A 19,862-nucleotide genomic window follows, 5' to 3' on the forward strand; every position below is an offset into this window, starting at 1 on the left:
AAGCAAAGGTAAGGCCCAAATACATACCGGACAAATTTATCCGGCATAGATTCTGATCTTGACTTTAGCCCTACGCGGCCCATGCCAGGGCCTCTTGCCAGATGTGGGGTTGGTGGCGCGGGATTTTGAGCAGGACGGTGTCCTTGGGCGAGTTGTCAAAAAGCGTTTCGGCCCATAAATAGCGGCGTACGGTAGCCAGGGCATCGCTAAAGGTCGGGGCCTGCTTCTGGTACCAGGCGCAGGCCTGTGCCCGTAACAAGCCCCGGGCGTGGAGGCGATTGGCGAGCAGGGTGACGAGCGAAAACAGGCCCAGCAGCACGGGCGTGGTGCGGGCAATGGCCAAGGCACTCCACTGGCGTTGGGTTTCCACGCCCAGGTGGGCCCGCACCTGGGCGAAGGTCACTTCCAGGGCCCAGCGCTGGGCGTAGGTGGTCACGATGGCGGCCGCTTTCAGGTCCAGGTCCGTGCTCAGCAACGCACTGAACGGGCCGTCCGCCTCCCCGGCCGGGCGCACCAGCACCCAGCGGATGGGCACGAGTGTGCCGGCCGAGTACCACAGGGCCGTACCCGTGGCCAGCTCGACCGTCCGGGCCTGTCCGCGGGCATCGACGGGCAGTGTCAGCGCCTGCCAAGCGGTAGTGGCCGCCGCCGCCACCTGCGCCAGGCTGGGCAGGCGCGCGCCCTTGACCCGGGTCCGGCCCCGCTGGCCGGCCACGCGGGCCGGAGCCGTTTCATACAGGGCCGCGTCCAAGCGCAGGCGCGTAAGCCAGGTGGCGTGGGCGCGCGTCGCGGCCAGCAGCGTCAGCACGGCGTAGCCGCTGTCGCCCAGGCAGGTAAGCTGGCGGCCGGGCAGCCAGCGGGCCAGTTGCAGCACGGCTTGCCGGGCCCAGTCCGTCACTTTTTTGTGGCGGCGGCCCTGCGCCCTGGCCCAGCCCGCCGAGGGGGCTAGCACGGTGAGCACGGGCAGGGCCCAGACCCGCGCCGCCCAGGGCAGGGGCGTGAGCAGGCAGACGCTGAGCCAGCGCAGGCCGCTGCACTTGACCAGATGGGAGTCGCTGTTGCGCACGGCGTCGCGGTAAATACCGCGGGCGGCGATGCGCGGTCCCCAGCGTCGCTCCAGCGTTTCGTCCAGGCCGAACACCAGCGGGCCAGTGGGCAGAAAGGCGGCCACGAGCTGGCCCAGCAGCAGGCGGCTGGCGGCGCGGGCGCTCCACTTGCCCCGGCTCAGCACCCGGTGGTACTTGTGCCAGGCCGGCTGCTGGCCCAGGCCCACGATGCGCAGCACCGACGTGATGGTGCGTTTGCCTGGGGCCAGGATGGCCCCGAGCAGCAAGAGCTGCACGTGGGCGAAGACGCGGCGGCAAAATAGGTGCGCGTACGGTAATATTACGGTCTGAAACTCGCGGGGGAAGGTGGGCATAGCAGAAAGGTGTCGTTACCCAAAGCTAAGCCTGCCCTACCCGGCGGGTTTCTTTTTTGCCTCCTTACCAACCCCCAAAAGGCTAAAGTCAAGCTTATAGGTCAGCTGCTCAATCTGAGTCCACGTCATGCGGCGTGCCGGAGCGTGGCCGCCCGCAGCGCGGCCACGTCCACGGTGGCCAGGGGCAGGGGCGCGGTCAGGCCCGCGCCGTAAATCAGGTCCGCCGCCCACGCCGCCAGGTCGGCCGCGTAAATCATGCGCCGGCCGGCCTCGTCCTGGTACTCGGTTTTGCCCGTCATGAACGTCTCCAGGCCGGGACGCAGGGCCGCCGGCACGTCGGCCAGCGCCTGGTCAGCCAGCGACGGATTAAGGAGCCCGTTCAGGTAGTCCCGGAGGGCCTGGTAAGCATCTTGGCTGCAGGAAGTCATGAGAATCAGGTAAGGCAGGCCGCACACGCAGCAACCAAAAGTAACGATTCCAACCCGATTTTACCCTATTCCCGCCTTACTTTGGCTAGGTAACATTAGTAATACGAGTAATACCGGTAACATGTGTAACACTGGTAATGCCGAGTAGTGAGAAGCGGATTGCCGGGTCGGTTAGGGAAGCAGCTGAGCATCCGCGCCCGCAGCCGGTAGCAGCACGGGTAGGGCTTGGGACTTCACCGTAAACGCGAGGTAGAAAACAGCCCGGCCGTGTTTTTCCAAGTGACAGTCAATCCGCAGGTCGGTGGTGGCATTAATCTGCTCGATAGCAGCTTCCAGTACGTGCTTGCGGAAAGACGTGAAGCCCCGCTGCTTTTCGTGGCCCTGCTCATCCAATAAGCCCAGCATCTATTTGAAGTCGGCCACGGTGAAAGTGGGCGTGCGGCCCTTGCCTTTATAGCGGCAGCACAGCGCATAAATCCGCTTGGTGTGCTTGCTTGAAAGCTGTAGAAACGCCCGCAGGCTGGTGGCGGGAATCACGTCGCGCAGCTCCAGTAGATAGGGGATGCCGGCCCGGGCGAGCTTGATTTGCAGCAGGCCCTGTCCCGGCACGGAGCGGATGCGGTCGAAAAGGCGCAGCGAACGGTACTGCTCCTGCTTGCCCCGGATGGTCAGCGGTTGCGCCACCAGCGCCGCGACTGCGGCTACCACGTAGCTGTAGTTGTGCTTTTTGCCCGCCGCTGCGGAAAAGCCACCAAGCCACAGCTCCACCGGGCGGGCGGCCGCCTCTTCTTCCAGCGTGGAAAGTAAGTAGAATAAGAGGTCGAGCTGCAAGCCGCTGTAGGCAAAGCGGGCCGTGGTCAGGTCCGGGAGCCAGGTGGCGGGCAGCACGCGGGGCGGGGCGGATGCTCGCCGGGCAGCGGGCCGCCGCAGGGGATGACGGGGCATGAGGCGGGTGGTGGGGAGCAGTGGGTGTTGTTAAACAAATAGGGTAAGTAGGTAGTCAGAATTAAGTATTCAGTAGTTGGACATCAAAATATTGATAATCAGAAAGATAAATTAAATCTGACTACTGATTACTTATGACTGACTACTTAAAATATCCGATTCGGGGGCGCAGGTGCCTGCTTTCTGGGATTAATATCTTGTTAATCAGCCAAATGCCTGGTAAAATTGCGTAAGCGATGGAGTAAACGTTCGTTTTCGCTCGCCGTTTTCGCTGGTTTTGAACGAACGTGCAGTACGAGCCCTTTTCGATACTCTTACGACGCATTCACTCCTTGTCACAAGCAGCCAAGCTACTTGGCTTCAGACTCCCAAGTTTTCTCTTAGTTGTTTAACAACACCCATAGTTGCTCTTGCCTAGAAACATCACAAACGGATACACGCGGGCGAAGGGCTGGCGGCTGGAGTCCCTCTCCGCCATTGCTAATTGCTTAAGTGCCTGCACCAAATTAAACAGCTACTGCTTTTGATGTAACTGTTTGACTATAAATTAAACAGCTAATGGCTATCAGCCAAATAATAATGGCTCGGCACTTACTGGCAGATTTTCTCTATTCAATTTCCTGAAACATCAGGGTAAATTCGGTGCCTACGCCGGGTTGCTTCACCGCCAACGTGCCCTTGAGCTTGCGCACGAGGCTGTGCACGAGGCGCAAGCCGAGCGAGGCCGTGGCCGCAAGCGAGAAGCCGGCGGGCAGGCCCGCCCCGTTGTCGTACACGCGCAGGGAGTAGCCGCCCGCTGGTTCGGGGGCGAGGCTGATATCGACGTGCCCGGCCCGGCCATTGGCAAAGGCATGCTTGTAGGTGTTGGACAGCAGCTCATTGATAATCAACCCCAGGGGCACCGCCGTGCTGCTGCCCAGGCGCACGGCCGGCGCGTGCACCGCGCACGTGACCGTGCCGGCCCCACCGCCGGCAAAGGTGCGGTGCATCTGCGTCACCAGCTGCTCCAGAAACGGCTGAAACGCGACCGAGGCCAGGTCCGCGGACTGGTAGAGCATGTGGTGCATCAGGGAGATGGACTGCACCCAGTTTTCGATGTCGCGCAGCGCCGCCCGTACCAACGGGTTGGCGCGCGGCTCCTGCCCTTGCAACGCCAGCCGGCTGGTGATGACCTGCAAATTGTTTTTGACCCGGTGGTGGACCTCTTTCAGCAGCACTTCCTTGTCGTCGAGGGAGCGGCGCAGCTGCTCCTCGGTGTGGAGGAGCTGCTGATTGCGGGCGGCCAGCTCCACTTCTTTGGCCTGCACCTCGCGCCGGGCGCGGCGCTCGCGGCGGTAGCGCCAATACGTGGCCGCGCTCAGCAGCAGCACGGCGGCCAGGGCGGCCAGCAGCCAGGTGCGGGTGCGGTGCTGCAACGCCGTGGCCCGCTGCAGCGCGCTGATTTTCTCTTCTTTTTCCTGCGTTTCGTAGCGGGTGGTTACCTCGGCCAACTGCTGCGATTTGGCCTCGTTGAACAAGGAGTCGTGCAGGCCCTGGTAGCGCTGCTGATACCGGTAAGCATCGGCGTACTCCCGGTTCGCGGCGCTGACTTTCGCCAGAACGTCGTAGCTGCCCTCCACGCTGTAAAATACGGCCGGCGCCGTGCGCGCGGCTTCGGCCAGGGTTTTCCGGGCCGCTACCGTCTGGCCTTGGCCCAGCTGAAACAGCGCCAGAACCGTCATGGTGGAAACGTACTGTTGGCCCAGGCCTTCCTTTTGCCGAAACAGCGCGGCGGCGTGGCGGTAATGCCCGATTGCCGCCGCCGCCGCGCCGGGCTTCTTGGCGGTCAGCTCGCCCAGCGTGTAGTACGCCACCCCTTTTTCGTAGTCCAGTTGCGGGGCCGTGCGGGGTTGCAGCAAATTAAGGCCGGCTTGCAGGTGCATTGCCGAAAGGCTGTCTTGCTCGTCTTGCTGGTACAACAGCCCCAGGGCAATGTGGGCCCCGCCGATTTTCTCCGGGTCGTTCAGGTCGCGGGCCACCTGCAATTCCCGCCTCAGGTAGCCCAGGGCGCGCTTGAAGTCGTCCTGCCGTTCGTAGACCGACACCAGGGAACGCAGCACACTGAGCATGACCGTGGGAAATTTTCCTTCCTCGGCCATTTTCAGGCTTTTCAGCAGGTAAGGCAATCCTTCCGACGCCGTCGCATCGTTGTACCCGTACGATTCGCCGAGGCGGGCGTACGCTTCGGCTGTTCGCCGGGGGTTGCCGGCTTGCTGCCACAGCGCCAACTCCTGCCGGAAAACGGCTCGGGCCTGGGCATACTGGCCCAGGCTGAGCTGCGCCCGCCCCAGGGTATACAGGCACCGCCCCTGCTGGTCGGCATCGCCCAACTTCGCAAATAGCACCAGCGCCCGTTGGCACAGGTCCAAAGCCAGCTGCGGCCGCTTGTGGGCCTGATAGCCCTCGCCCAGCCGCAGCCACGCCGCGGCCTCCAGGGGCCTGGACGCCACCTGCCGGGCCAGGTGCAGCGCTTGCTGGGCGTACTGCCGCGTCCGGGCAGAATCGGTGGATTGATACCAGGCACTCAGCCGCAGCAGGGTACGCGCCCGGGCCGTATCGGAAGGGGCCTGCCGGGCAGCGGCCAATAGGCTGTCGGGCGCGGGCACCAGCGGTGCCGCAAGCGCAGTGCTAACGACCAGCCCGGTTATAGAAGCAGAGAACAGAAAGCGTACGAATGGCGTCATAGGCCCAGAGGCAGCGAAAGAGGATAAAGAAGAGGGGCGGCGGCAGCCGGGAAGTTGCCGGTGGTGCCATGTGGGCCGCCGAACAGGGCAATGCCGCTACAGGTCGGCGCTTTTTAGCAAGTTGAGCCGGCTGAACAGCGCCGCGTGGTAGGCCCGGCCGATGGGAACCTGGTGGCCGGCCACCACCACGGCTTGGCCGGCGAGGGCGGTGATGTGGGCCAGGGCCACGATGTGGGATTTGTGGATGCGCAGGAAGGCGGCCGCCGGCAGCCGCGCCTCCACCTGCTTGAAGGGCATGGTGGTGGTGTAATGCTTACCCGAACAGGTGTAAAGTTTGGTGTAATTGCTGTCGGCTTCGAGCCAGCACAGGTCCACAAAGTCCACGCGTACCAATTGCTTGTGGTCGCGCACGAACAGGCCGGCGGGTTCGGGGGCGGCGGGAGCAGCCGTCGTTACTGCCAGGGCAGCCAGGGCCATTTCCAGCGTCACATACACCTCCTGCTGCACAAAGGGCTTGAGCAGATAGCCCAACGGAGTCGCCTGCTTGGCGCGGGCCACGGTCTCGGGGTCAGCCAGCGAAGTCACAAACACACAGGGCACGCCGTAGCGGGCACGCAGGCGGGCGGCCAGGTCGATGCCGTCCAGTTCGCCGTTGAGGGTGATGTCGAGCAGGGCCAGCGTGGGCGGGTGGGGCAAGCCGTGCACTAACTCCAGCGCCTGGGCCGCGCTGTCGGCTACCCCCACCACGTGGTGCCCCAACCCGGTCACAATGGTGCGCAGGTGTTCCGCAATAAAGAATTCATCTTCAACGATGAGGACCTGGGCCATACGAACAGTGGAAGTAAAGGAAAGCTGGAACATTCCGGCTAAAGAAATAATAATAAACTATGATGCGACGCATTGATTCACACTGAACGCATCAGCGGGCGGGGCCTGACCGGCGGAGGCTTCGCTCGTTGTTTTGCCTGCACGCGGGCAATACTTCTCGGGGCCGATGTTAAGTATTTCGTCGTTTGAACTAGCAAGCGTGTCGTTCAAGGCAATTTTCTAGCGCCTGGACCTAATTGAATTATACGGGCATTAATTTGACAATAACTAGCAAGTAATTTTGTCGCCGTTGAAAGAAACAGGGTAGTCGCTGGCTTTCAAAATTCTTGCTTCACTTATCTGGCTTCATTTCGCTCCTCAAAAAGCCCTGCGCGCTAACCGCTTTTGCAGGCATTCTTACCCGGTTCCCCTATGCTTTTACCCCTACTTCGTGGAACCTCCGAGTCGTGGATGAAGAAAGGAAAGGCACCAACTGATGACGGGCGGAAACCATTACCCGAAGGCAACGCCGAATGTAAGCGCTAATTCCAAACAAGCGCAAAAAAAATAACTGGCTACAACCAAGCCGGCCAATGGAGCGAATGCCGGCGCCATAGCCGTGCTCCAAAAAAAACAACTCCTTCAATCTGAAACACGGGCAGTTGCTGGCATTAAATGGCCGGTAAGCGCGCGCGCTTTTTATCCCTCACCCCCGAATCAATTTTCCATTTTTTTTTCATGAGACCTCTATATAAACTGCTGCTTGGACTTACGGGCCTGACCCTAATTGGCGGCCACACGGCCCACGCCCAGCAAGGCATCGGCACGGGCACCACCCCGCCCCGCACCACCCTCGACGTGAACGGCCCCACGGCTGCCTACGAAACCACGGCCACCCTGAGCGGAGCCAACCCCACCTATCAGGTGCCCGCCGTGGGCCAGGTGCAGCTCAGCGGCACGCCCACCGGCACCATCGGCCTCACCACCGCGGCCGCCGTACCGGGGCAGCGGCTGGTGGTGTACAACAACACCGGCGTGCCGGCCACCCTCAACAGCCAGCTGATTCCGGCGGCCCAAGCTGTCGAGTTTCTGTATTCGGCCAGTGGCTGGCGGGCTTCGGCCGGCGGCGGCAATGGCGTGGCGGCCAACAACGGCCTGAGCAAAACCGGCAACACCGTCCAGCTCGGTGGCCCCCTGACGCAAGCCACCACGGTGACCAACAACGGGATGCCGCTAACCATTGACGGCTCGGGCGGCAGCACGACGTTTACCTCGGGTGGCAACGTGGGCATCGGCACGGCGGCGGGCGAGGCAGCCGAAAAGCTGGAAGTGAACGGCAACATCCGCCTGGGGTCGGAGCCGGCAGTGGCTACCGTTGGCCCCGGCAACTACCTGGAGTTTGGCGGGAACGGGGTGAATACCGACGTCATTGGCTTGGCGCGCTTCAACACCGCCGTTGGCTCCGCCGCCAGCAATAACAGTGAGCTCCGCCTGGTACTGGGCGATGACGTAGTCGCGGCGAATAGCTCGTCTGCCGACCGCTTTGTGCTGGGGACCACCACCGCCGCCTCCGGCCCCGGGCAGGTTAATTCCGGCACGTTTACGCCTCGGTTCTTCGTGTATAGCAACGGGTCCGTCGGCATTGGAGGCGACGCCAGCCCCGCTCATATATTGAACGTAACCGGGGCGGTGCAGATATCTGGCCGGACTACTTGCAACGATGGGGTATCCATCAGAACCAACGGCCAGCCCACCATGGAGATTACGTCTACCCGTTTAAATTTAGGCAATGTCGGGGCCAACTCGTTGGGCAATTTTTATTATAACAGTAACGTCGGCGTCGGCAACGAAAACCACGTGTTTGGGGGCAACGTGGTTCCCGATGCCGACGGCGCCAAAGACCTGGGTACCATTAACTCCCGTTGGGGTACGGTTTATGCCGCTAATGGTATAATTCAAACCTCGGACCGTCGCCTGAAGACGAACATCGAGAACCTGACCTACGGCCTCAAGGACGTGCTGAAGATGCGCCCGGTGGCCTACAACTGGAAGGCGCAGCCGACCACCAACCACATGGTGGGCTTCATTGCCCAGGAAATGGAGCAGATTGTGCCCGAAGCCGTGGCAGCGCCCAAAGCCGCCGGGGAGCACTACGGCATGAAGTACACCGAGCTTATCCCGGTGCTCACCAAAGCCATTCAGGAGCAGCAGGCGCAGATTGAGGCCCTCAAAACGGCCAACGCCAAGCTGACCTCCGCCAACGCCACCCTGCAAACCAGCCTCGATGGTAAGGCCTCGGCCAGCACCGTCGATGCGCTGCAAGCCGCCCTGCAAACCCTGCGCGGCGAAATGCAGACCCTGCAAGCCGCCGGCACCACCGCCCGCAGCAAGTAAGCGCCTGCCTTCCGAGCTGCCTGGCTCTATGTGGCCGGGCAGCTCGTGGGCAGTGGTCCCTTTCTTCTCGTGCCCCGGCACGGCTGCTTTGCATCCATTTTTCCTTCGCTCATGAATCGTTTATCCACCGCTTTCCTGCGCGGGCCACGTCTGCTGGCTTGCGCGCTGGCCCTGCTGGGCCCTGCCTACGCCGGCCAGGCCCAAACGTACAACGCGGGGTCGGCCCTCGCCTACCACGGCAGCCTGTACCACGCCGGGGAGTTTGTTAACAACCCTACCGGCACGTTTTCCAACACCGGAGCCACCATTACCCATGCCGGGGCCGGCCTCCCCACGTTCCGCAACGACGGCAGCTACGTGGCCATCCCCGACGGCAGCAACCAAGCCACCGACCAGTTCATCGGCCCTGCCGGGGCACCCGGCCCCCAAGCAATTGCTGGCGTTGCGCCCCCCACCTTCTATAACCTGGCCCTCCTCAACGGCGCGGCCCAGCCCTTCACGGTGAGCAACACGGCCGGCATCAACGTCACCAACCTACTCACGTTGGGCAACGGCATCACCACCGTTACCAACACCGCGGCTAACCTCACGGCCACCCCCGTGCGGGCCATCCGCATCACCAACCCGGGGCCCCAGGCCTCGTCCCTCGCCGGCAATACGCCCAGCGCCACCACGTACGTCGACGGCTTCCTGGCCAAAGACGGTACCGCCCCCTTCACCTACCCGCTTGGTGCCACCAACTCGCTGGGCGGCAACACCACGCCCGTAGGCGCCAACATCTACTCACCCATCACGGTGAGCAGCCCCCGGGGCACCGCCATCCGCTACATCGCCGGCGCTACCCCCACTCCCACCAGCCGGGCCACGCAGGGCGGGGGCCTGCAGCTCACCAACGTCAGCACGCACGAGTACTATCCCATCGGTACGATTGACGTACCGGCCGGGGCTACCCTCACCGTTCCCTATGGCAACTTCGGCCCCACGGCCATCGGTGGCCCCTACGTCGGCGACCCTGGCAAGCTGACCATCGCTGCCTACAACGGCACCCAATGGACCAACCTGAGCGCCACCCCCGCCAATGCCATCAACACCACGGCCAAAACCGTTACCGTTACCTTGCCGGTTGCCCTCGACCCCAGCTACACGGCCCTGGCACTCGCCAGCATAAGCCCCGCCAATCCCCTGCCCGTGGAGCTGGTGTCCTTCACCGCCACCCTGGTGGGCGACGACGGCCTGTTGCGCTGGCGCACCGCCAGTGAGAAGAACAGCGCCTACTTCGAAGTGCAGCAAAGCACCGACGGCCGCGCCGCATGGCAGGCCCTTGGCACCGTGCCCGCTGCCGGCACCAGCACCGCACCCCGCGACTATGCTTACCCCGACGCCCGCATCAGCCGCTACGGTGCGCCGCTGGTCTACTACCGCCTCCGCCAGGTGGACCTGGACGGCACCACGGCCTTCTCCCCCGTGGTCGTGCTCACGCCCCAGCCCGTTGTCGGCTTAACCCTGGAACTCTGGCCCAACCCCACGGCGGCGGCGACTCAGGTGCGCGTAACCTCTGCTGGCGCCCAACCCGTGGAAGTGGAGGTGTACGACGCCACGGGCCGCCTGCTGTTCCGCCACACCACCGAACCACGCGCCTCGCTCTCCCTGCCCAGTGCCAACTGGCCCAACGGAGCCTACCTGCTGCGGGCCCGCCAGGGCCCGCACACCGTCACCCGACGCCTGGTGCGCGAATAGCGTTCCTGGAGTGGCCGTGGGTAGGTTACAGCGGTTTCTGGTCCAGTGTACACATTGAAAAAAATTAAAAGGGGAGAGTTGTGAGTTAAAATCCTCTTTGATTTTAACTCACAACTCTCCCCTTTTAGCAAACCCAGGTTGCGGATTATAGACCGAATCGGTCGATTGCGTGCAAGAAGACAAACAGGCCAATTTTAAGCGCATACCCAGCGGCGTTAGCGTGTATTTGGTCTGATGACGGCTTTGCATTTCCGCAGTACCTGCCCGAGCAGCAAGCCGCCATACTGGCCACGCTTTCCCGTTCGGCCGTGCTTTCCTACCACCAGCTGAGCCTGCACGGCGAATACGAATTCTCCGACCAGCAGCTGCCTGCCGAAGTTCCTTTGACATGGACCTGATTGCGGCCTGGCAGCCGCCGAGCAAACCCACGTAGGGCCGAGTCGGAGGTTCTACCCTACTTGTTTAACAACACCCAACGGTAGGACACAAGAGCAGGCGTGGGCCAATTTCAGCAATCATCCCAGCTTTTCAACAATGATACAATCGCCATCGGTAATATCAGTAATACAAGTAACATTGGTAACACCGGTAACAATGGTGGCCTTGGTTAAAAGTTTGGTCCAAAAGTCGCATTTGGGGTTACCGTAGGAATAGCGCACCGGTCAGCCATTGGTTTGCCCGCTTGTAGGCTCTCTTTTAGTTGTAGGCTTGGCCTTGGTTAAAAGTTTGGTCCAAATGTTACATGGCTGCTAGGCCTGGTCGGCAACGGGCCCAGCAGCGAGCGCAGAGGTGGAATTAATCCGGCAGCCGGCGAAGCGCAGGATTTTATAGAGGGTGCGGCGCGAGCCAATCTGAAAGTAGGCCATGAGCTGGCGGGTGGACTGCTGGCCGGCTTCGTAAAGCTCCTTGACGGCGGGCGCAATTTTCTGGTAACGCGGGGCCAGGCCCGGGGGCCGGCCTCCCTGGCGGCCCCGGGCGCGCGCCGCTTGCAGCCCGGCGTGGGTGCGTTGCACCAGCACGTTGCGCTCGTGTTCGGCCAGGGCGCAGAATATCTGGAACACCAACTGACCACCCGGCGAGGTCGTGTCAATGGGGTCCTGGAGGGAAATCAGGTGCAGCCCACGCCGGCTCAGGTCTTCGACGACTTCAATGAGGTGCTTGGTGGAGCGGCCCAGCCGGTCGAGCCGCCAGATGACCACGGTGTCGCCGGGCCGGGCGTACGCCAACAGTTTTTCCCAGTTCGGCTTGTGGGCCTGCACCCCGGAAACCGTATCGGTGTAGATGTCGTCGCAGCCGGCCTGGCGCAGGGCGTCGAGTTGGAGGTCCAGCACCTGCTCCTGGGTACTGACGCGGGCGTAGCCGAGTTTCTTCATGGCAAAAAGGGGATGATTGGTACCGGAAAGAAGCGAAAGGCGAATTTACGGTATCTTGATTGCCGGAACCAGTTTCCGGTACCGCTTTTTCCGGTAGCAGCGTGCCGATTCAGTGCCGGGGCCGGTGGTACCGGAAAAGGGGCGTTTGTTTACCACCCCCATTTGTCATGGCCCGCTCCCTTCCCCTGCTCGACGCGGCCCAGCGCCGCGCGTTTGATTCCCCGCCCGCGTTCACGCTGGCCCAGCGGCAATTGTTCTTTTCCCTGCCCGAATGGGCCGAGCCCTTGCTCCGGGCCATGAGCGCCGCGCACATGCGCGGCGGCTTCCTCTTGCAGTTGGGCTACTTCAAGGCCAGCGGCCGCTTTTTCGCCGTCGAGCGGTTTACCGCAGCCGACCGCGCCTACGTGCAGCAGCCTTACCGACTGGGCCCCATGGACTGGAGCGGCTACGATAACAAAGCCAGCTTCCGCCACCGGCCGGTGCTGTTGCATCACTTCGGGGTGGCCCCGTTCGAACAGGTGCAACCCGGCGTGTTGCGCCAGGTCACCCATTTTGCTCGCCAGCAAATGAACCCGGTGGCCGTGTTTCGCACGGCGGCGGACTACCTGCGTTCCCACCGCTGGGAAGTGCCGACCTACGCCACGCTGGCCGGCTTGGTTACCGACGCCTTCCGCGCCGTCGAGCAGCAGCTCACCACCCAACTGGCTAGCCTGCTAACCCCGGAGTTGCGCCAGCAGCTCGATGCCTTGTTTACCACGGCCGAAGAAGCCCCTGCCCATTCCCACCGACCCTACCGGCTGACCACGCTCAAGCGCAGCCTGGAACTGATGCGCCCGGCCGCTATCCGCGCCAACATCCAGGACTACATCGTGCTGCACGCGCTGTTCACGCACGTACACCCCGTGGTGCAGGCCCTGGAGTTGTCCGAGGAACTGGTGCGCTACTACGCCCGCTACGTGGAGCGGGCGCAGGTCTTTCAGGTGCAGCAGCAGGCGGATAAGAAGTACCTGATGGTGCTCTGCTTCGTGGTCTACCAGTTCTATCAACTCGGCGACCTGCTGACCGAGACGCTGTTGCAAGCGGTGCAAACCCACCGCAATGCCGCCCAGCGCGAAACGCAGGAGCGGGTCTACCGCCAACAACAAGACACGGCCGGCCAGCTGCGGCAGGTGCTCGACGGGGTGGTGGGCCACGGGGAGGCCCTGACGCAGGTGGAAGCGGTGGCCTTTTCGTTCGCCCGCACCAACGCAGAAAAAGTGGCCGCCCTACTGGCCTGGCTGCAAACCCCGGACGTAGCGGCGTTTGCGCAGCTGCGCCAGACGGCCCAGCAATTGCGCAAAGGCGGGGGCGGCAGCCCCACCGGCCCGTACTACCAGGTCGTGGAGGAACGCTCCCGCGCCTTGCAGCGCCGACTGGGCGATATTCTGCGCCTGGTGGCCTACGAAGGCCGCCCGGACAGCCCGCTGGCCCAGGCCCTGACCCAGTACCGGAACCGGGCCGGCAACCCGGGGAGCCAGCCCCCGGCCACGTTTCTGAAAGCGGCCGAGCGCGCCGCCCTGCACGAGGCCGACAGCGCGGTGTCCCTCTACAAAGCGCTGCTGGCGGGCCACGTGGCCGACCACCTGAAAGCGGGCAAATTGAATCTGGTCCATTCGCTCAGCTACCGCCCCTTCGATACCTACCTGCTCGATGCCGCCACCTGGGCCGCGCAGCGGGAGGAACTGCTGTTTCAAACCAACCTGCTGGAATTGCGCGAGCCGGGCCCCTTTCTCGACGCCTTGCAAGCCAAACTGGCCACCGCGTTTGCCCGCACCTTCGAGCGGTTGAACGCCGGCACCAACCCGGCCGTGCGCCAGCGGGCCGATGGCCGGCCGCGGTTCCTCACGCCGGCCCGGCCCGCCGACGAGGACGCGCCCCCGCCGCGGCCGCTGTTTCCCGGACCGGGCGTGATTTCGCTGCACGAGGTGCTGCACACGGTGAATGCCCAGTGCCGCTTCACCGACTGCCTCGAACACTGGAATCCGCGCCACCGCCCGCCCCGGCCGGCCGACCGGGTGTTCTTTGCCGGCGTCATGGCCTACGGCTGCAACCTGGGGCTGACGCGCATGGCCCACGCCACGAAGCACGTGGCCCAGTCCACGCTGGAAAACACGGTCAACTGGTACTTCTCGCTGGACAATCTGCGCCGCGCCAACGACGCGGTCATTGCCCTGACGGGCAAGCTACCGGTCAGCCGCTTGTTCCAGCGCGCCCCCGGCCAGACCCATACCTCCTCCGATGGCCAGAAGTACCACGTGGCCGTGGATTCGATTCACGCCACCTACTCCTACAAGTATTTTGGACAGAACAAAGGGCTCGTCTCGTACGGTTTCCTCGACGACCGGCACCGACTCTTTTACTCGACCACGTTTACGTCCTCGGACCGGGAAGCGCCTTATATGGTCGATGGCCTGCTGCACAACGACGTCGTGGAATCGACCATTCACAGCACCGATACCCACGGCTTTACCGAAGTTAACTTTGCCGTGACGTACCTGATTCAGGTCGCCTTTGCCCCGCGCATCCAGTCCTTTCAGGACCAGCAGCTCTACGCCTTCGCCGGCATGGACGTGCCCGACCTGGCCGCGTACGCCCTGCGGCTGGGCAAACCCCTGGACCGGGGGCTGATTGAAGCCCAGTGGGAAACCATTCTGCGGCTCATCGTCAGCCTCAAGCAGAAGCACGTGACGGCGTCCACCGTGCTCAAGCGCCTCAACTCCTACTCCCAGCACCACCCCCTGTACCTGGCGTTGCGCGAGTTGGGGCGGGCGGTACGCACCGAATTTCTGCTGCGTTACATGGACGACCAGGACCTGCGCAAGCGCATCGACGACCAACTCGACAAGCTGGAAAGCACCCACCAGTTCGCCCGTGCCGTGTTTTACGGCCAAAACGGGCAGTTTCGCTACGCAGGCAAGGAAGAGCAGCAGCTCGCCGATGCCTGCAAACGGCTGGTCCAAAATGTGATTGTGTGCTGGAACTGCTTGTACCTCAATCAGCAGCTCTTTCAAGCTCCACCAGTCGAGCGGCAGGCCCTGGCCGATGCCATCGCCCGGATGTCGCCCGTGAGCTGGCAGCACATCAACCTGCAAGGCGAATTTGATTTCTCCGACGAAGCACTAACCGATGCGCTACGCTTCGACTTGGGTGCGTTGCTCACCGTCGAGTGGGAAGTCCCTGAAGGTTAAGAGACTGTCGCTCCAAATGCGACTTTTGGACCAAACTTTTAACCAAGGCCGATAATGCTCCTATTGACCTTCCATCGGCTACTACTTCCTGGAATGAAGTTGGGAGCCGGTCCGGTAGTCGGCTACTTGCTGCTTGTGGCCGGGATTTATTCCCGCCCTAAATGCCTTCAAACAGCACATGCCGGTCCAGGTAGTCGGGCACTTCCACGTTGGACCAGCCGTGGGCTTCGCGCAGGGCTTTCGCCAGGGCCTCGGCGGGGGCGGGCTCGCCGTGCACGATAAACGTGCGCTTGGGCGGGGCCAGAAACTGGCCCAGCCAGCGCAGCAGCTCCGAGCGGTCGGCGTGGGCCGAGAAGCCGTGGAGCTGCTTGACCTGGCAGCGCACGGGCACCATTTCGCCAAACATTTTAATTTCGGTTTCGCCGTTTTGCAGGCGGCGGCCCCGGGTGCCCTCGGCCTGGTAGCCCACGAGCAGCAGCGTGTCCTGGGGCCGGGAGAGGCGGTTGAACAGGTGGTGAATGATGCGCCCGCCGGTGAGCATGCCGCTGGAGGAAACGATGATGGCCGCCCCGGTTTTCGAGTTCAGCCCCTTCGACTCCCGGGCTTCGGTCACGAAGCGCACGCCCGGGAAGTCAAACACGTTGCCGTGCCCAAGGCGGTGGGCGGCCGGGTGGCGCGGGTACAGGTCCGACACGCGAATGCCCATCGGGCTGTCTACGTACACCGGCACCTGGGGCAGGCGGCCTTCGGCAATGAGCTTTTTGAGGAAGTAGAGCAGGGTTTGGGTGCGGCCCACGGCGAAGGCGGCAATGAGCAGCACGCCGCCCCGGGCCATGGCCTCGGTCACCACCTGCACCATCTCGGCCTCGGGGTCTTCGATGCGGGCGTCGCGGTCGCCGTAGGTGGACTCCACCAGCAGCACGTCGGCCGAGGTAATGGGCGTGGGGTCGAACAGCACCGGGTTGTCGTAGCGGCCCAGGTCGCCGGAAAACACCAGCTTCTTGCGCTGCTGCGCGCCCTGCACCTCCAGCTCCACAATGGCCGAGCCGAGGATGTGGCCGGCATCGCGGAAGGTGAGCGTGAGCAGGCCATCGAGCAAGGCCACGGGGGCGTCGTAGGCCACGCTTTCCACCAGCGGCAGCATGTGCTCCACGTCGGCCTGGGTGTAGAGCGGCTCGGCGGGGTGGTGCCTGGAGTAGCCTTTTTTGTTGGCGTACGCGGCTTCTTCTTCCTGGAGCTTGGCCGAATCGAGGAGCATGATGCTGAGCAGGTCGGCCGTGGCTTCGGTGCACAGGATGCGGCCCCGGAAGCCGTCGCGCACCAGCTTGGGCAGGTAGCCGCTGTGGTCGATGTGAGCATGGGTGAGGATGACCAGCTCCACGTCGGCCGCCGGCAGTGGCAGCGGCTCGCGGTTGCGCAGGCGCAGCTCCTTCAGCCCCTGAAACAGGCCGCAGTCCACCATCAGCTGGTGCGGCCGGGCGGCGTGGTCGTCGAGCGTGAGCAGGTATTTGGAGCCGGTGACGCAGTGCGCGGCCCCCAGAAATTGCAGGGTAACATCCATAGAATTAACAGAAGAGGCTGGCCCGAATAAAGCCCGACACAAGAGTACCGAAATCCCCGCCCCGCCGCCTTGACGAAAGTCATCCCGAAGGCCTGACCTTGGACAGGAAAGTTGCTGCCGCCTGGCCTTGCACTCCGCGAACCGGGCTAACCGAGCGGGGTGTATTGCTGGTTTCTGGTTGCTCGTCCTATAAAAGCGGCTCACAAGCGTTAAGCCAGCAACCAGCACCTTGAAACGAGCAACCAGCAACCAGCAACCAAAGAACAAACCGCAGAAGCCACTGCGTAACATCAGCTACCCCGCGGCCGCGGCCAGCTCACTTAGCAGCAAGGCGGCCATGGGTGCGCCTGCGGGCAGGCCCTGCTGCCGCCACAGCTCCACGCCGTTGCGCAGCAGTACGAAGGCGGGCACGCCCTGCCGCCCCCGGCAGCGGTGCACTCGGCCCCGCCCATCAGTTGCGCTGCGAAGCAGCCCGGCAAGCCAAACGCCGGACCGAGCCGGGGGCCTTGGGAGCACAGCACGAAAAAGCCCGTTTGGTGAGCAATAAAACACATTATAGCCCGACTGACCCGGACGCGCGCATTTCCGTTAAACCCGGCAAAGCGCGGGCCCTGAACTACCTGTGTAGCTTATCCGTCGATACGGCCCAAGGCGTCATTAGCCACGTGCAAGCGGATTTAGCTGACAGCCGCGACAGCTGCCACCTGCCGCGCTTGTTGACGGGATTGCAACAGCGCCTGGGTACCCACGAACTGCGGATGCGCGACTTGCTGGCTGACGCCGGCTATGCCAACGGCCCGAACTACGCCTTGTTGGAAGCCTAGGGGGTGACGGCCTGGATTCCAGTGTTTGGCCAGTATAGGCCCGAAATCGAGGGCTCTACCTACGACCGGACCACCGACCAGTACACGTGCCCAGCGGGCAAACCGCTGCCTTTTCAGAAATAAGACACCAACGCAGATGGCGGCTGGCCGGGGTCGTTGGGGTTGAGGTCACCGTGAGCGAAACAGCCGCCGGCGGCCGCCACCGTGACCACGGGGCCGTAGTGGCGGGTGCCGTCCGCGTCCTCCTGCCCGAGGCGGTAGTAGAGCCGGTCGGCCGGGGCGGGTTTGCGTAAGGAAGCTCTGGCGGCCCGGCCGCTGAATTTTTCATTTCTCTTTTAAGTCTGTATCCATATGGCTCATTTCCTGAAAAACAGCCTGGCCGCCCTGTTCCTGCTGCTGCTGGCCTCCTGCACCGAACCGCCCGCCGAGGTCCAGCAAACGAATAACCCGCCCGTGGTCCGTTCCACGGCCGGGGCCGCGCCCGCCGACAGGCAGGGCCTCGCCACGGCTACGTTCGCCGGGGGCTGCTTCTGGTGCACCGAAGAAGTATTCGAGGAGCTGAAAGGCGTGAACGCCGTGGTGTCGGGCTACAGCGGGGGCCGCGAAGCCAACCCCACCTACGAGCAGGTGGGCCGGGGCGAAACCGGCCACGCCGAGGCCATCGAGGTGTACTACGACCCGAAAGAGGTGAGCTTCGCCACGCTGGTAGAGGTGTTTTTCCGGGCCGCCCACGACCCCACCACCCTCAACCGCCAAGGGCCCGACGCCGGGGCGCAGTATCGCTCCGTGGCCTTCTACCGCACCCCGGAAGAGAAAAAAGCCATCGAAGACGCCATTGCCCGCGTTAATGCCAGCCAGCAGTACGGGAGCCCCGTCGTCACCCAGGTGGTGCCGTTCCAAAAGTTCTGGCCCGCCGAGGACTACCACCAGGGTTACTACCGCCGCCACCCCGAGTCCGGGTACGTGCAGAGCGAGTCGACCCCCAAAGTGGAGAAGTTTCGCCGCAAATTCCCCGAGCTGCTGAAAAGCCCGCGCTAAGGAACGGGCCACCAGTAATCAGGCCTTGCTAAATGCGCACGTTTGGGGAGGCTCAAACGCTTCGTTCCCTTGGCTGCGGACGAACGGGCCACGCGGCTGGCTGGCCTTTCCCACCGTCCTGGGCGCCTTACGGCTTCCTTTAGAATGCAGCCGCGGGCCCAGTGCCTGCGTTTGACCAGAGCTGCAATTGAAAGCCCTGATTTTGAATGAGTACGCGCTATTTGTCTGCCTCGGAAGCCAGTTAATTGCAGTTGCGATTTTTGGCCCGCAACAACCCGAAGCGCTGCTGCTTAAGTTGTTAGTCATTAGTTGTCAGTTGTTAGCAGGATGGCAATCGTCTGACTGACAACTAACAACAAGCAACTGACAACCCGTTTACTTTTGAACGACTGCTTAGTTAATAAGTGGCGCGCTAGCGACGGCTTACCCCAATTTGAAAATCTTAAAGGAAATCATAATGAATAACACGAGCCACGACAAGACCGACACCAAAACATTCGAAATGGCTGGCAAATGTCCCTTCGGCGGGGACCGCATCGGTGGCGCGGAGGGAACGCCGCCTACGCTGTCCGACTGGTACCCCAATCGGCTGCGGGTGGAGCTGCTGCACCAGAACGGCCCGGGCGCCAATCCGCTCGGCGATGACTTCGACTACGCCCAGGCCTTCAACGCCATCGACCTGCCTGCGCTGAAGGAAGAAATCAAGGGCTTCCTGACCTCTTCGGTCGCCTAGTGGCCGTCGGACTACCATAACTACGGCCCGCAGATTTCGCAGGGCGTGGCCCCCGAGGAGCTGTTCCTCGACAAGGCGCAACTGCTGTCGCTCACCTCGCCGGAGTGGGTGGCGCTGGTGGGGGGCCTGCGGGCGATGAACACCAACCACGACGGCTCGGCGCACGGCATTTTCACCGACCGCGTGGGCGTGCTCACCAACGACTTCTTTACCGTGCTGACCAGCATGGACTTCGACTGGAAGAAGACGGACGCGAAAGGCATGACCTTCTCGCTTAACGACCGCACGACGGGAGAAAAACGCTTTACGGCCACGCGGTCGGACCTCTTGTTCGGCTCCAACAGCCAGCTGCGGGCGGTTGCAGAAGCGTACGCCGGCAGCGATGGCCATAAGCGCTTCGTGAAAGCGTTTGTGAAGGCCTGGGATAAGGTGATGATGCTCGACCGCTACGACGTGAAAGTCTGAGGCTGACACAGCCGAAAAGCGGGCGGCAAGGCACTTGCCGAAAAGGAGGCTAATTGCTTCGTTTTCGGTCAGAGCGTTGCCGCCCGCTTTTTGCTGAGCTCCCTGGCGTAGCACAGCCGGCGGCAATTCAAACAGAGTAGTACTGGTCTGGGTGCTACTTTGCCGTTTTCAATCGGGTTGCGTGCAG

General features: G+C 62.9%; 15 protein-coding genes. 7 read left to right on the forward strand and 8 right to left on the reverse strand.

The window, feature by feature from the left end:
• Positions 1-70: 70 nt before the first annotated feature.
• From ABD819_RS11555 to ABD819_RS11580, 6 genes are all read right to left on the reverse strand, one after another.
• A complete protein-coding gene (locus ABD819_RS11555; protein ID WP_345124368.1) occupies positions 71-1,420 on the reverse strand; it encodes an IS701 family transposase in 1,350 nt (449 codons plus the stop codon).
• 125 nt (positions 1,421-1,545) lie between these two features.
• Complete coding sequence (locus tag ABD819_RS11560) at positions 1,546-1,848, reverse strand: hypothetical protein (RefSeq protein ID WP_345124370.1); 303 nt, start codon at positions 1,846-1,848, stop codon at positions 1,546-1,548.
• Positions 1,849-2,019: 171 nt separating this feature from the next.
• Positions 2,020-2,253 (reverse strand): replication initiation protein, encoded by a 234-nt coding sequence (locus tag ABD819_RS11565; RefSeq protein ID WP_345124372.1) that lies wholly within the window; start codon positions 2,251-2,253, stop codon positions 2,020-2,022.
• Positions 2,254-2,793: a RepB family plasmid replication initiator protein gene (locus tag ABD819_RS11570; protein WP_345124375.1), complete on the reverse strand. Its 540-nt coding sequence runs from the start codon at positions 2,791-2,793 to the stop codon at positions 2,254-2,256.
• Between the two features lie 608 nt (positions 2,794-3,401).
• On the reverse strand, positions 3,402-5,516 hold the full coding sequence (locus ABD819_RS11575) for a histidine kinase dimerization/phosphoacceptor domain -containing protein (protein WP_345124378.1): 2,115 nt from the start codon (positions 5,514-5,516) through the stop codon (positions 3,402-3,404).
• A 96-nt stretch (positions 5,517-5,612) separates the two neighbouring features.
• The gene (locus ABD819_RS11580) at positions 5,613-6,344 is read right to left on the reverse strand and encodes a LytR/AlgR family response regulator transcription factor (protein WP_345124379.1); all 732 of its coding nucleotides are present in this window, start codon (positions 6,342-6,344) and stop codon (positions 5,613-5,615) included.
• Positions 6,345-7,061: 717 nt separating this feature from the next.
• Between ABD819_RS11580 and ABD819_RS11585 the strand changes: the two genes are divergently transcribed.
• Both ABD819_RS11585 and ABD819_RS11590 read left to right on the forward strand, forming a co-directional pair.
• Positions 7,062-8,717: a tail fiber domain-containing protein gene (locus ABD819_RS11585; RefSeq protein ID WP_345124381.1), complete on the forward strand. Its 1,656-nt coding sequence runs from the start codon at positions 7,062-7,064 to the stop codon at positions 8,715-8,717.
• Between the two features lie 111 nt (positions 8,718-8,828).
• On the forward strand, positions 8,829-10,454 hold the full coding sequence (locus tag ABD819_RS11590; RefSeq protein ID WP_345124383.1) for a T9SS type A sorting domain-containing protein: 1,626 nt from the start codon (positions 8,829-8,831) through the stop codon (positions 10,452-10,454).
• Positions 10,455-11,203: 749 nt separating this feature from the next.
• On the opposite strand, the gene ABD819_RS11595 is transcribed toward ABD819_RS11590, so the two are convergent.
• On the reverse strand, positions 11,204-11,827 hold the full coding sequence (locus ABD819_RS11595) for a recombinase family protein (protein WP_345124385.1): 624 nt from the start codon (positions 11,825-11,827) through the stop codon (positions 11,204-11,206).
• A 167-nt stretch (positions 11,828-11,994) separates the two neighbouring features.
• On the opposite strand from ABD819_RS11595, the gene ABD819_RS11600 reads away from it, so the two are divergent.
• Positions 11,995-15,054, forward strand: a complete 3,060-nt coding sequence (locus tag ABD819_RS11600; protein ID WP_345124387.1) for a Tn3 family transposase — start codon at positions 11,995-11,997, stop codon at positions 15,052-15,054.
• A gap of 157 nt (positions 15,055-15,211) precedes the next feature.
• On the opposite strand, the gene ABD819_RS11605 is transcribed toward ABD819_RS11600, so the two are convergent.
• Complete coding sequence (locus ABD819_RS11605; protein WP_345124389.1) at positions 15,212-16,615, reverse strand: MBL fold metallo-hydrolase RNA specificity domain-containing protein; 1,404 nt, start codon at positions 16,613-16,615, stop codon at positions 15,212-15,214.
• A 665-nt stretch (positions 16,616-17,280) separates the two neighbouring features.
• Here ABD819_RS11605 and ABD819_RS11610 point away from each other — a divergent pair.
• From ABD819_RS11610 to ABD819_RS11625, 4 genes are all read left to right on the forward strand, one after another.
• Entirely contained in the window at positions 17,281-17,439 is a 159-nt protein-coding gene (locus tag ABD819_RS11610) for a hypothetical protein (protein WP_345124391.1), read from the forward strand.
• Positions 17,440-17,790: 351 nt separating this feature from the next.
• The gene (gene msrA / locus ABD819_RS11615; RefSeq protein WP_345124394.1) at positions 17,791-18,477 is read left to right on the forward strand and encodes a peptide-methionine (S)-S-oxide reductase MsrA; all 687 of its coding nucleotides are present in this window, start codon (positions 17,791-17,793) and stop codon (positions 18,475-18,477) included.
• Positions 18,478-18,910: 433 nt separating this feature from the next.
• Positions 18,911-19,210: a hypothetical protein gene (locus ABD819_RS11620; RefSeq protein ID WP_345124396.1), complete on the forward strand. Its 300-nt coding sequence runs from the start codon at positions 18,911-18,913 to the stop codon at positions 19,208-19,210.
• A 45-nt stretch (positions 19,211-19,255) separates the two neighbouring features.
• Entirely contained in the window at positions 19,256-19,675 is a 420-nt protein-coding gene (locus ABD819_RS11625) for a hypothetical protein (protein ID WP_345124397.1), read from the forward strand.
• The last annotated feature ends 187 nt before the right edge of the window (positions 19,676-19,862 follow it).

Source organism: Hymenobacter antarcticus (assembly GCF_039539545.1).
GTDB lineage: Bacteria > Bacteroidota > Bacteroidia > Cytophagales > Hymenobacteraceae > Hymenobacter > Hymenobacter antarcticus.